Origin of the sequence: Scytonema hankhaensis NUACC26, assembly GCF_045865695.1 — a bacterium.
Lineage (GTDB): Bacteria > Cyanobacteriota > Cyanobacteriia > Cyanobacteriales > Nostocaceae > Scytonema.
On sequence record NZ_BAACAP010000185.1, the window covers coordinates 1 to 13,268 of the forward strand.

General features: G+C 42.1%; 11 protein-coding genes and 1 pseudogene. 1 reads left to right on the forward strand and 11 read right to left on the reverse strand.

Annotated features, from left to right (window positions below):
* The 5 genes from ACKTT2_RS18185 to ACKTT2_RS18205 all read right to left on the reverse strand — a co-directional run.
* Positions 1 to 158 (reverse strand): element excision factor XisH family protein (locus tag ACKTT2_RS18185; protein WP_407886845.1); only part of this gene is annotated, 158 nt, incomplete at its 3' end.
* A 360-nt stretch (positions 159 to 518) separates the two neighbouring features.
* Entirely contained in the window at positions 519 to 4,745 is a 4,227-nt protein-coding gene (locus ACKTT2_RS18190) for a two-partner secretion domain-containing protein (RefSeq protein ID WP_407889414.1), read from the reverse strand.
* Between the two features lie 343 nt (positions 4,746 to 5,088).
* A complete protein-coding gene (locus ACKTT2_RS18195; protein ID WP_407889416.1) occupies positions 5,089 to 5,457 on the reverse strand; it encodes a clan AA aspartic protease in 369 nt (122 codons plus the stop codon).
* On the reverse strand, positions 5,454 to 5,726 hold the full coding sequence (locus ACKTT2_RS18200; RefSeq protein WP_407889418.1) for a hypothetical protein: 273 nt from the start codon (positions 5,724 to 5,726) through the stop codon (positions 5,454 to 5,456). The genes ACKTT2_RS18195 and ACKTT2_RS18200 overlap by 4 nt, the downstream gene beginning before the upstream one ends.
* A 148-nt stretch (positions 5,727 to 5,874) precedes the next feature.
* Positions 5,875 to 6,294 (reverse strand): hypothetical protein, encoded by a 420-nt coding sequence (locus tag ACKTT2_RS18205; protein WP_407889420.1) that lies wholly within the window; start codon positions 6,292 to 6,294, stop codon positions 5,875 to 5,877.
* Positions 6,295 to 6,532: 238 nt separating this feature from the next.
* Here ACKTT2_RS18205 and ACKTT2_RS18210 point away from each other — a divergent pair.
* A pseudogene (locus tag ACKTT2_RS18210) lies at positions 6,533 to 6,841 on the forward strand (DUF4351 domain-containing protein); the annotation flags it as partial.
* A gap of 315 nt (positions 6,842 to 7,156) precedes the next feature.
* On the opposite strand, the gene ACKTT2_RS18215 reads toward ACKTT2_RS18210, so the two are convergent.
* The 6 genes from ACKTT2_RS18215 to ACKTT2_RS18240 form a co-directional block, all read right to left on the reverse strand.
* Positions 7,157 to 11,221 carry a two-partner secretion domain-containing protein gene (locus ACKTT2_RS18215; protein WP_407889422.1) on the reverse strand — a complete coding sequence of 1,355 codons (4,065 nt, stop codon included), beginning with the start codon at positions 11,219 to 11,221 and terminating at the stop codon, positions 7,157 to 7,159.
* A 405-nt stretch (positions 11,222 to 11,626) separates the two neighbouring features.
* Positions 11,627 to 11,854 carry a type II toxin-antitoxin system HicA family toxin gene (locus tag ACKTT2_RS18220; RefSeq protein WP_407889424.1) on the reverse strand — a complete coding sequence of 76 codons (228 nt, stop codon included), beginning with the start codon at positions 11,852 to 11,854 and terminating at the stop codon, positions 11,627 to 11,629.
* Positions 11,847 to 12,056 carry a type II toxin-antitoxin system HicB family antitoxin gene (locus tag ACKTT2_RS18225; protein WP_407889426.1) on the reverse strand — a complete coding sequence of 70 codons (210 nt, stop codon included), beginning with the start codon at positions 12,054 to 12,056 and terminating at the stop codon, positions 11,847 to 11,849. The genes ACKTT2_RS18220 and ACKTT2_RS18225 overlap by 8 nt, the downstream gene beginning before the upstream one ends.
* A 258-nt stretch (positions 12,057 to 12,314) precedes the next feature.
* The gene (locus tag ACKTT2_RS18230; protein ID WP_407889428.1) at positions 12,315 to 12,716 is read right to left on the reverse strand and encodes an HNH endonuclease; all 402 of its coding nucleotides are present in this window, start codon (positions 12,714 to 12,716) and stop codon (positions 12,315 to 12,317) included.
* 2 nt (positions 12,717 to 12,718) lie between these two features.
* A complete protein-coding gene (locus tag ACKTT2_RS18235) occupies positions 12,719 to 12,964 on the reverse strand; it encodes a hypothetical protein (protein WP_407889430.1) in 246 nt (81 codons plus the stop codon).
* Positions 12,965 to 12,987: 23 nt separating this feature from the next.
* Positions 12,988 to 13,134, reverse strand: a complete 147-nt coding sequence (locus tag ACKTT2_RS18240; protein WP_407889432.1) for a hypothetical protein — start codon at positions 13,132 to 13,134, stop codon at positions 12,988 to 12,990.
* Positions 13,135 to 13,268 lie beyond the last annotated feature (134 nt).

Genomic DNA, 13,268 nt, shown 5'->3' on the forward strand with positions numbered 1-13,268 from the left:
TCTCCTGACCTTTCTGCAGCCAGCAGTTGCTCTGCTCCCAAATCAATTAGCAGTTCAACTTCCTCAACAAGAAGGCGCAACGGATCATCCGTAATTGTCCAACCATCTTTTTCGAGCGCTCGCCTGACCGCATCATGAAATGCATCTCTCACAGACATAGTGATTGAATGTGCAACCGGACGGGTAAAAAGTAGCCACTACCATTATATAACGTAAACTTTTTCACACTTAAAGATTTTTGAGTTTTTTTCGATTGTCTCACTTGGACTGAACTCATATATATTTAGTTTTATAAAAAGCCGAAAATCAATTTTTTCGCTCGCACTTTAGCCGAGAGCGACTTTGTCACACAGGTTTATTTCTAAATGTGGGTTTACTGTATATTTGTGTGTCTTATTATTTACTTGTACTCGAAAATCATTATGTATCCTTTTGTGCTAGATCTTGAAGTGCGGAATGTGGGTTGTAAATCTTCTAAATATTGTTTGAAGCGTTTGTCAGTCGTATAGATCGCCAATTTATTGAGAGCACTTGCGACTTAAGACAAGTTGTCCTGAAGCCAGTTGATAAACACCAGATGGTTCTACAATTGGATCGCCTTTTTGCCAGGGACGCGATACATTCTCAGCTTGTACGTTACGAACATCACCCGTGGGATAGGTTGAAACAGAAACATTCCCAGGACGGTAAGGCAAACCATCAGAACCAGTGATGATGAATGTACCTTTTTGAGAGTCAGTGCGGACAATACAACTATTGGCAATCAGAGCGTTGGTATCAATTGGAGTTTGCGACAACTGGGCGAGGTTATTTTGAATGGAACTGTTGTCGGGGGAAACGACATCGACAATACCCGATGAGCCAAAATTGGAACTAGCAGTGATATCGTTTGTGATGTCTGATGCTTTGGGACGTGGTTCGATACCAAATATTCCCTGAGAGCGAATATTGATGTTACCACCTCGACCTGTGAAGGCGTTAGCTATGATGTCGCTATTTTCGTTGGGGACAGCAACGATAAATTTTGAGTTGATATTGATATTACCACCATCGCCACCTTGTTCAGCTGTTCCTGCAGTAGTGGAGATTTGAGCGCCACGGCGAAGTAAAAGTAAATTGCTGTTAAGGTTAATGTTTCCACCGTCACCGAATGCAGATTCGGCGTTGAGTTTGCTTTGGTTGTCTAAAGTAATTTTGGGTGAGTTGATCTCGATATCGCCTGCGATACCTGAACTAGAAGAACTGACAAAAAAGCCACTGTTAGCGCTGATATTAACAACGCGATCGCTCAATTGAGTCAGTCGGTTGTTGTAGTTAGGGTCACTACCATTAATCATCACCTTTTCAGTAGCGTTGACTGTGATTTTACCTGCACGTCCATTGCTTGATGTAGTAGTGATGAGTTGTCCGCCGTTAAATGCTTCAAAAATATCTGTATTCACCGTAATATTACCGCCCTTGTTATCATTTCTAGTGCGTGCATCTAGGAAAGCTCCATCTCGTAATGAAAAGGAACCAGAATCAATAGTAATATTACCTCCATTGCCTACTGTCACCGTAAGTACAGCGCTAGCGATCGCACTGGCAAAACCGTTTTTCTCCCCTGAAATATCAACAACACCTGTTACTTTCACATTGATATTACCTGCATTTCCCCTTCCTGCTGGTTGGGTATCAAATGCTTCACGAGTAAAAGTGAGCAGTTGAGAACCATCTCGTAGTGTCAGTGAAGTAGCATTGATATCGATATTGCCACCATTACCCACGCCACCTGCTTCCACCGTGCTGAGTATGTAAGCATTACCTGTAAGAAAAACAGCATCTTTTACTTGCACTGTCACATTCCCTGCATTTCCTTGACCGTAAGTACTAGCTTCCAGTTGAGCGCTATCTCTTAATAAGAAGGAATCAGAGTTCACAGTAATATCCCCTCCATTTCCTCTTGCTCCTGTTCCTACAACACTGAAAATCCCACTCAGAAAACCGTTTTTTTCCATAGAAATATTAACTTCCCCAGTGACTTTCATAGTGACATTTCCCCCATTTCCTTGTCCGAAGGTTGAACTAACAACTTGAGCGCCATTTTGTAAAGAGAAGGAACTAGAATCAATGGTAATATTGCCTCCATTGCCTACTGTTCCCGTATCAACCAAGCTGCGAATCCCACTGGGAAAACCGTTTTTCTCTCCAGCAATATCAATTTTCCCAGTCACTTTAAGATTGACATTTCCTGCATCCCCCCTTCCTGCTGGTTGGGTTGCAGATACACCACGAGTAATAGTTATCAGTTGAGCGTCATTAATTAGTGAGAGTGAAGTAGCATTGATGTCGATATTGCCACCTTTACCCACACCAGATGCTTCCACTGCGCTGAAAATGTTACCATCTACAAGAGAAACAACATCTTTTGCCTGTACTACCACATTCCCCGCATTCCCTTGTCCAAAAGTTGAGGCACTAAGTCCACTGCCATCTCGTAAAGAGAAGGAACCAGTATCAATGGTAATGTCCCCTCCATTTCCTTTTGCTCCTGTTTCCACAGCACTGAAAATCCCACTCAGAAAACCGTTTTTCTTCCCAGCAACATCAACAACGCCAGTGACTTTTACATTGACATTTCCCGCATTCCCTTGTCCATAAGTTGAAGCTACAAGTCGAGCGCCATCTCGTAAAGAGAAGGAATCAGAATCAATGGTAATATTACCTCCATTGCCAACTGCCCCCGTATCCACCAAGCTACCAATCGCACTGAGAAAACCGTTTTTTTCTCCAGCAATATCAACACTACCAGTGACTTTAAGATTGACATTGCCAGCATCCCCTATTCCTGCTGGTTGAGTATCAGATGCACCAAAAGTAATGGTTTGGAGTTGAGAGCCATCAGTTAGTGATAAGGAAGCGGCATTAATGTCAATATTGCCGCCTTTACCTATACCTCCTGCTTGCACCGTGCTGAGGATAGTCCCATTTACAAGGGAAACAGCATTTTTTGCACTCACTATCACATTTCCCGCATTCCCTCGTCCAGAAGTTGAGGCAGTAAGTTGAGCATCTCGTAAAGAGAAGGAACCAGAATTGATGGTAATATTACCCCCATTACCTTTTACTCCTGTTTCGACATCGGTGAAAATTGCAGTCATACTTCCGTCTTGTCTTCCAGAGATAGTCCCCGCACCAGTTACATTAACATCAATATTCCCCGCATTCCCTTGTCCAAAAGTTGAGGCATTAAGTCGAGCGCCATCTCGTAAAGAGAAGGAACCAGAATCAATGGTAATATTACCTCCATTGCCAACTGTCCCTGTTGCTACTAAGCTGCGAATCCCACTGGAAAAATCGTTTTTCTCTCCGGCAATATCAACAACACCTGTCACTTTAACATTGACATTGCCAGCATCTCCCTGTCCTGCTGGTTGGGTATCAGAAGCTTCACGAGTAAAAGTTAGCAGTTGAGCGCTATCAATTAGTGATAGTGTTGCAGCATTGATATCGATATTGCCACCCTTACCTACACCGCCTGCTTCCACCGTGCTGAAAATGCTACCATCTACAAGGGAAACAGCACCTTTCGCCTGCACCGTCACATTCCCCGCATTTCCCTGTCCCAAAGTTGAGGTAGAAAGTTGAGCGTCATCTGGTAATGACAAGGAACCAGCATCAATGGTAATGTTACCCCCATTGCCTTTTGCCCCTGGGAATACAGAATTTGCAATCCTGCTCCTACCAGCAACTTTGATTTCTCCTGTAGCATTGAGGGTAATATCCCCACCGACCGTTTCAGGTGTCCCCAAACCTTTCTCAATACCAGCAAAAAGGGCGCTTTCTTTCAATATCTCTATATTTCGGGCATTGATTGCAATATTACCTCTGCCAGCCCCTTCTACATTGATTGCAGCTTGATTAATCAGCAATACATCGGCACGAGTCACATTCTCAGGAAAACCCAAGCTCTGATTATCTCCATTTATGCTCAGTGTAATATTTCCAGGTGCTGCTAACCCTCCCAACTCAACTCTCCCACCATAAGCACTTAATTTCCCGCCATCCATGCTGACATTACCACCCACTAGCAGCAAACTTTTCCCATCTGGTACTCTTAAACCAAACGTTCTGAAACCTGCTAGATCTATACCTGCTGGTGCAATTGAATTATTTTGAATCGCTGCATTTTGATTAATCTGATTAAAAAACAACGCCCTTGGATTAATCGTTAGCAACGATGAAGGTGCTTCTGGATTTGTTGCACTAAAAATGCCCAGATTGTCAAACTGAATCCCGTTGGCTGTTGTTGCTAAAAACGAACCTTTGACATCCAAACTAGCATTGTTTCCAAAAATAATTCCATTCGGATTTATCAAAAACAGGTTAGCATTTCCTCCTGTCACACCAAGGGTTCCTAAAATGTTGGAGGGATTATTTCCTGTTACCCGACTCAAAATGTTTTCCGTTCCTGCTCGATTGCTAAAATAAACACCCCGTCCTTCACCAACATTAAATTCACTAAAGCTATGAAACAGGTTAATTCCTCGAATTGTACCGCCATCAATGCGATCGCTTACTATCCCATTGATAACGACGTTAGGAGTCACGATAGAACTTTCATTTCCTAAAGTGGTATCGGTTACGAGCTGAGCATGAGCACAATCCCAAACAGCAACTGTTCCAGTAAAAAAGACCGAACTTGTTAGGAACTGCCAATACCAACTGCGCTGGAAAGAAGCCCTATGTACAACTCGTCCTAACATATACACTCCAAGATTCCAATATCACTGTTCTATGGATTTATGCTTCTGATTAAGTAAGTAAACGCAAATAAACATAACTACGTAAAGAAATTTTAAGGGTCCTCTCCAACCTACTAACTACTAACTACTAACTACGCTTCAGCCTTTTACATAGTTAGGTTTTTTCCTTCTTGGAAAGGTGCTTTAGCAGTACTTGATGAAGGCAAATCAGAAGAAATTTGTGGAGAGAGTTTAGGAAAATATGGTAAAAGTCAGGGGATAGTTAGGACTGTGCCAGTAGCTGCCAAAACAAGAAGATCGCGGTGGTGATGCTGTTATTTGCTTCTTCACGAATCGCTCAAACTTATAAAATTTCATCAATCACGACCGAACCACCTTCGTAGAAATCTACACCGAGGTGATAATCCTCGAGCAGTAAAGTCCCAATCAGTAGACGGCGACCCATTGCCAGCACCACAACTTCACGCTCTACTTCATGCCAAATAATGGTTGCTAGGTAAACCCGTGTCATGACATTCATATCATTAGCAAGATTGGCACTGATGCGAGTGACATACGGCAAATCAAGAGCAGCAACGATATCAGGTGGTAAGGTTAAGGCTCCTTCAAAACCTGTATCGACAACGCACTCTATTTCTACATCCGATCGCCCCGAAGGACGAAGAATAATATTAATTCTTGCTTGAAGTCCAACAACAGTTCCATGTATCACGATGCAGTCCTTGTCAGCGTGCCACCGATTGCATAAACTGCGTTAAACCCGATTCTCTCTGTCCAGAGGACTGCGTTGGTATGTCGAGCCTGCAAGCGACGACACGTTCTCAACAAATCATCGTCTATTTCATAATCACCCGATTCAATATCGATTGAAATAATTTTGCCAATGTTTTCTGTTGTTTCTACGTGGGCGCGGATTTGCTTCTCGTAAATCTCTTTGCCACGTCGAACAATTTCTTCGTCACTGAAAGTTGGATAGGACATAGGTGTGCTCTCCTCATTTAAGTTATTACGCTTTTATGCTCCATTTTATAAGCTAACAAATAATCTTAAGAATGCGATCGTGCTTGTATGTTTGTGCCATCCGTTCCTTGTGAAACATGATTACGAATTTTATCAGGAATAGCCATGATTATTCGGGTAATTCATTTAAAGCAGGGACTCTGTGTCCTCGCCAACGGAGAACTGACCAAGCATAAGCTTTTTGTAACATCAAGCGCTCGGCTGCGATCCTTAACTCACTAAGTTCTTGACGTTCACTATGGGTAAGTTGGCTATTTTGATTTTTCTCTAATAATTCTATATGACGTTGTTGCTGTTCTAGAATTATTTGACTTTGAGCGATCGCTATCAATTCTTGACTATCCCACGTTTGCATTTGCAAAAGTTCTGCCTGAATTTCTAATGGGGCATTGTCGGGCGTTGGGGGTAAGTTACTGGCAATGCTTTGAGCAGCCAGGATTTCCAAAGGCTGTTGGGTTGCCGAGGCAATACGAGCCAATTGTTGAAAAATGGCTTGTGGAAGTTCTACCGTGACTTTTTGCGTTGCCATTGGTTGCTTGATATCGTATGCTTACCAGAAGAAAGGCAGAGGGCAGATGGCAGATGGTAGAAGGAAAGATTGTTATCTTTTAAACAAAGGTAAGTCATCTGTGCTCTGCCATATGGTTTAAAGGCACCATTATTTATTTATGGATAACAATAAAAACATAGTAACTTTATTAAATCCCCTAAATTTATTTATGGGGATTCCCGAATGCCCTCTGCCCTCGAAATAGCTGCCTTCTTAAACTGAGATTTTAGCTGGTTTAAAGTTTAACAAAGATTTAATTCGTCAATTCTTAAGCGAGGAGATTATGCAAGAATCAGTCATTTATCAAGATATTTTGCAGAAGGGAGAGCAAAGAGGAGAACACAAGGAAGCTTTCCTGTTTCTTAGTCGTTTGTTAAATCGTCGTTTTGGGGAGATAGATTCATTAATAATTGAGCGAATTCGAGTCTTATCCAAGGAAGAAATAGAAACTTTGGGAGAAGAATTGCTAGATTTTTCTAATCTATCCAATCTAATTGCTTGGCTTGACCAAAATACCAGCAATTAAATAATGACTTTTATGCAAGCGTACAACTTGTTACAGGAAGCTGCATCGCTGTTGTACGCTCAATCATAATTATGCGTTGAAGAAAATTATTTCGTGAAAGTTGAGAAACTCCTAACTAGGCAAAGTAATCATAATTGAGAACTTCCTCAGACCTGAAGGGAGATTTATTTAGAAATGAGCAAATTGCTATTGTCACTGCTTTCTTTTTTCTTGGTAAGATTTCATTGCTGGTTTGGTGAGTTGTAAATCTTCTAAATGTTTTGTCAAGCGTTTGTCATCTATGGAAATTGCCTCTAGTCGTATCAGATCGTCAATTTATTGAGAACACTTGCGACTTAAGACAAGTTGTCCTGAAGTAAGTTGAAAAACACCAGATGGTTCTACAATTGGATCGCCTTTTTGCCAGGGACGCGATACATTCTCAGCTTGTACATTACGTACATCACCCGTGGGATAGGTTGAAACTGAAATATCCCCAGGACGATAAGGCAAACCATCAGAACCAGTAATGATGAATGTACCTTTTTGAGAATTACTGCGGACAATGCAACTATTGGCAATCAGAGCGTTAGTATCAATTGGAGTTTGAGACAACTCAGCGAGGTTGTTTTGAATGGAACTGTTGTCTGGGGAAAAGACATCGACAATACCCGATGAGCCAAAATTGGAACTAGCAGTGATATCGTTTGTGATGTCTGATGCTTTGGGACGTGCTTCGATCCCAAATATTCCTTGAGAGCGAATGTTGATGTTACCACCTCTACCTGTGAAGGCATTAGCTGTGAGGTCACTGTTTTCGTTAGGGACAGCGACGATAAATTTGGAGTTGATATTGATATTACCGCCATCGCCACCTTTTTCGGCTGTTCCTGCAGTAGCTGAGATTTGAGCGCCACGGCGAAGTAAAAGTAAATTACTGTTGATATTGATGTTTCCACCGTTCCCAGATGTAGATTCAGCGTTGATTGTTCCGCTGTTATCTAGGGTGACTTTGGGAGAGTTGACTTCAATATTACCTGCATCTCCAAGAATTCTTCCACTTGCTCCTGCGAACGAAGATGCGTATAAGCCAGAGGTAAATTCGGAAACTTTTCCGGAGATGGTAACGGAGTCAGTAGCGTTGATTTTTACATTGCCTGCATTCCCTTGTCCTCTTGTCTCAGCTGTTACTCCTGCGGCATTTAGTATGGAGAAAGATGCTGTGTTAATTTCAATATTTCCACCTGTACCCTCCCCGTTTTCTAAAACTGTACTAAAAATTGCATTGTCAGGATCTCTAAGAAGAACTGATTCTCTGGCGTTTACTGTTACATCACCTGCGTTGCCTTTACCATCTGTGCCAGTGAAAATAGCCGCACCACCAGTTAAGAAAAAAGAACTGGAGTTAATGGTTACGTTGCCTGCATTTCCTGTTGTTCCCGTTTCTACACCAGTTTGAATACCACTAGAGAAAGTGCCGTTCCTACCAGTAATTGTTACTGCTCCCATAACATCAATATTAACGTTCCCCGCATCCCCCCTTCCTGCTGGTTGGATATCAGATGCGCCACGAGTAATAGTTATCAGTTGAGCGCCATCAGTAAGTGTAAGCATTGCAGCATTGATATCGATATTGCCACCCTTACCTACACCTCCTGCTTCCACTGCGTTGAGGATGTAAGCGTTACCTGCAAGAAAAACAGCATCTTTTGCCTGCACTGTTACATTCCCCGCATTCCCCTGACCGTAAGTGCTAACTCCCAGTTGAGCGCTATCTCTTAATAACAAGGAATTGGAATTAATAGCAATGTCTCCGCCATTTCCTCTTGCTCCTATTCCCACACCACTGAAAATCTCACTCAAAAAACCGTTTTTCTCCCCAGCAATATCAACAATACCAGTGACTTTTACTTTGACATTTCCCGCATTTCCTTGTCCGTAGGTTGAACTAAAAACTCGAGCGCCATCTCGTAGTGTTAGGGAAGCAGCATTGATGTCGATATTGCCACCTTTACCCACACCAGATGCTTCCACTGTGCTGAAAATATTACCATCTACAAGAGAAATAGCATCTTTTGCCTGCACTGTTACATTCCCTGCATTTCCTTGACCGTAAGTGCTAGTTCTCAGTTGAGCACTATCTCTTAATAACAAGGAATTGGAATTAATAGTAATGTCCCCTCCATTTCCTTTTACTCCTGTTCCCACACCACTGAAAATTTCACTCAGAAAACCGTTTTTCTCCCCAGCAATATCAACAATACCAGTGACTTTTACATTGATATTTCCCGCATTTCCTTGTCCGTAGGTTGAACTAAAAACTCGAGTGCCATCTCGTAGTGTTAGGGAAGCAGCATTGATGTCGATATTGCCACCTTTACCAACATCAGATGTTTCCACTGTGCTGAAAATGTTACCATCTACAAGAGAAACAGCATCTTTTGCCTGCACTGTTACATTCCCTGCATTTCCCTGACCATAAGTGCTGGCTTCCAGTCGAGCACTATCTCTTAATAACAAGGAATTGGAATTAATAGTAATGTCCCCTCCATTTCCTTTTGCTCCTGTTCCCACACCACTGAAAATTTCACTCAGAAAACCGTTTTTCTTCCCAGCAATTTCAACAACACCAGTGACTTTCACATTGACATTGCCAGCATCCCCCCTTCCTGCTAGTTGGGTTGCAGATGCACCACGAGTAATCGTTAGCAGTTGAGAAGCATCAGTTAGTGAGAGTGAAGTAGCATTGATGTCGATATTGCCACCCTTACCCACACCCCCTGCTTCCACTGTGCTCAAAATGCCACCATCTACAAGGGAAACAGTACCTTTTGCACTCACTGTCACATTCCCCGCATTCCCTTGTCCAGAAGTTGAAGTTGCAAGTCGAGCGCCATCTCGTAAAGAGAAGGAACCAGAATCGATGGTAATGTTACCTCCATTGCCAACTGTCCCTGTTGCTACCGAACTGAGAATCCCACTGGGTAAATTGTCTTTCTCTCCAGCAATATCAACAATGCCTGTCACTTTCACATTGACATTACCCGCATCCCCTTGTCCTGCTCTTTGAGTATCAGAAGCTTCACGAGTAAAAGTTAGCAGTTGAGCGCTATCAATTAGTGATAGTGTTGCAGCACTGATATCGATATTGCCACCCTTACCCACACCTCCTGCTTCCACCGTGCTCAAAATGCTACCATCTTCAAGGGAAACAGCATCTTTCGCCTGCACTGTCACATTTCCCGCATTTCCTTGTCCAAAAGTTGAGGCTACAAGTTGAGCGCCATCTCGTAATGAGAAGGAACCAGAATCAATGATAATATTACCTCCGTTACCTTTTGCACCCAAGCGCACTAAATTGCCAATTCCGCTCTTAGAACCAGCAACTTTGATTTCTCCTGTAGCATTGAGGGTAATGTCTCCAGCGACAGTTTCAGGTGTCCCCAAACCTCGCCCAATACCAGCAGAAAGGACACTTTCTTTCAATATCTCTATATTTCGGGCATTAATTGCAATATTACCGCCACCAGCCCCTTCTACATATACTGCGGCTTGATTGGTTAGCAATACATTTGTACGAGCTACATTATCAGGAAATCCCAACCTCAAATTATCTCTTTCCAAGAGAAGATTTACATTTCCAGGTGTTGCTAACCCTCCTAACTCCACTCTCCCACCATAAGCATTTAATTTCCCGCCATCCATGCGGACATTACCACCTACCAACAGCAAACTCTTGCCATCTGGTACTCTTAAACCCAGAGCATTGAAACCTGCTGGATCTATACCTGCTGGTGCAATAGAACTGTTTTGAATCGCTGCATTTTGATTAATCTGATTAAAAAACAACGCCCTTGGATTAATAGTTAGCAACGATGAAGGTGCTTCTGGATTCGTCGCACTAAAAAAACCCAGATTGTCAAACTGAACCCCGTTGGCTGTTGTCGCCACAAACGAACCTTTGACATCCAAACTACCATTAGTTCCAAAAATAATTCCATTCGGATTTATCAAAAACAGGTTAGCATTGCCTCCTGTCACACCTAGCGTTCCTAGAATGTTTGATGGGTTATTTCCTGTTACCCGACTCAAAATGTTTTCTGTTCCAGATGGATTGCTAAAATAAATACCCCGTCCCTCACCAACATTAAATTCACTAAAGCTATGAAACAGGTTGATACCTCGAATTGCACCACCATCAATGCGATCGCTTACTATCCCATTGATAACGACGTTAGGAGTCACGATAGAACTTTCATTTCCTAAAGTGGTATCGGTTACGAGCTGAGCATGAGCACAATCCCAAACAGCAACTGTTCCAGTAAAAAAGACCGAACTTGTTAGGAACTGCCAATACCAACTGCGCTGGAAAGAAGCCCTACGTAAAACTAGTCCTAACATATACACTCCAATATTCCAACATTATTACTGTTCTATGGATTCATGCTTTTGACTAGAGTTTTGCTACAATTCTTTGCCTTGCTTCTTGTGCTTCCGTGAGTCGGGTTTGAGTGTAAGTGCTTTATCGTAAGCTACAACTGCTTACCGATATTTTGGTAAATCATTATGAAGAATCTCTCTTATCTACCAAGCTAAATACTCCCTTTCCGCCATAAGCTCGCCGAGCTTCTTCTCTTACTCCCTTGCTCTTTGCGCCCTTGTGCGGTTCATTTAATTAAGTCATCTTCGAGTTAAGGAACCGCAACCCATAGCAGATGAACGCTGATGGAACTTTACCTATTTTTTTGGCAGATACTCTCACTTAAAGTTGATTCCGTTAAGTAATGTTACAGCCTACACGTAACTTTACAGATTCTCTATGAACTCTTCAGGAGTGACTTGTGCTTGCTTGAGAATACCCTTTAGTGTCCCTACCTTGAGTTCTTGATGTATAGGAACAACACAGCCAATCTTACCATCTGATGTTTCCTTCTTCATCACAACATGGCTACCAGTTTGTCGAACTTTCTCAAACCCTAAACGCTCTAATACCCGAATTGCTTCCCTACTTGAGATGCGTGGCAATTTAGGCATAACTAACCTCAATGTTAGTTATAAACCTAGGGAATGTTTCAGGTAAAGGAAATTCTTCTAAGTAGAGCCGAGTTGCTTCCTTCAAATTAGCAACAGCCTGCTCAATGCTTTCTCCTTGATCGACTGTGCCAACTTCTAGACACTCAGCAATGTAAATATCTTCTTCTTTATACACGACAACTGTAAAGCTACGAGTTTTCATGATGCCTGCTCAAACCCTTTTTGAACAAGCATAACATTTTCAAAAATTAAACGGGAATTCCATTATGAACTGTCTGTTTGCTCCTACTTTTTACGTAAAAGTGGCAATATAGATATCAATGCTACAACACTAATACTGCGAGATGGTGCTCAACTACAATCTTATCTAATTTCTGAACAGGATTCCAGAGCAATACTTTTGCCATTTTTGAAGAGTAAAGTGGTGGTACTTTAACCTTAACTATGTCGAAGGAGGATGCTAATTACTCTCAATCCACAATACTCTCGCCTCGGTTATGTATTCATTATTTAATCGTAAAGCAATTACAGTTGCTCGACCTATAGGTGTTAGACCAGCAACATGAGTTCCACCATTTACCCAATTAAAATGCTCTTGCCAAGATTGTTGCCTTGGATTAAATAACGGCACTAATTGACTTGTTTGTGGATCGATTGCATGGGTTTTTGCACCTTTAAATTCGTTACAGCGATAACAGGAAGCTGCTAAATTTTCAGAGTCATCTTTACCTCCAGCAGCTTTAGGAAGGATATGCTCCATTACCAAAGGCATACCAATCAAGCGGGAATAAGTTTTGCAATACTCACACCGAAAGCCTGCTCTTGCTAAAACATCATTACGAACTTTGTCAGGAATAGCCATGATTATTCGGGTAATTGATTTAAAGCAGGAATTCTGTGTCCTCGCCAACGAAGAACTGACCAAGCATAAGCTTTTTTTAACATCAAGCGGTCAGCTGCTATCCTTAACTCGCTAAGTTCTTGACGTTCGCTATAGGTAAGTTCGCCATTCTGATTTTTCTCTAATAATTCTACATGACGTTGTTGCCGTTCTGGAATCGTTTGACTTTGAGCGATCGCTATCAATTCTTGACTATCCCACGTTTGCATTTGCAAAAGTTCTGCCTGAATTTCTACTGGAGCATTGTCAGGCGTTGGGGGTAAGTTACTGGCAATGCTTTGAGCAGCCAGGACTTCCAAAGACGGGTTGCCGAGGCAATACGAGCCAATTGTTGAAAAATGGCTTGTGGAAGTTCAACCGTGACTTTTTGCGTTGCCATTGGTTGGTGGATGTCGTAAGTTGTTTATACTTTCAATATTAGCGCTATTACCAAAACCTTTATCCTGTATAGATTTAAGCGTTTTAGACACAGTGCGAATTATAACATTACTAGGAGGTATTTCTCAAATTGTT